The organism is Pseudoflavonifractor sp. 60 (genome assembly GCF_009911645.1).
Lineage (GTDB): Bacteria > Bacillota > Clostridia > Oscillospirales > Oscillospiraceae > Lawsonibacter.
The window spans coordinates 1-206 of the sequence record NZ_QWKI01000295.1; the positions used below are offsets into that span (position 1 = coordinate 1).

The 206-nt window shown below is 48.5% G+C and carries 1 pseudogene; it reads right to left on the reverse strand.

Annotated features, from left to right (window positions below):
* Nucleotides 1-206 (reverse strand): annotated as a pseudogene (locus D1646_RS21765) (restriction endonuclease); the annotation flags it as partial.

Consider the following 206-nt stretch of genomic DNA (forward strand, 5'->3'; position numbering starts at 1 on the left):
CATTCGCCTTTTTCCTCTTTGGAAGCGCGGTAGCCATAGCAGACACTACCAGAGCAGCGCAAGCCCTTTTCCATTCTGGATTTGAAAACGGTCTTGATTTTGCGGCTGGTGTCGGCAACATACCACTCATTTATCACGTCACGGAAGATAGACATAATATCAAAGCCGTTGGCGGTGTCAAGGTTGTCATTGGCGGCGATAAAACG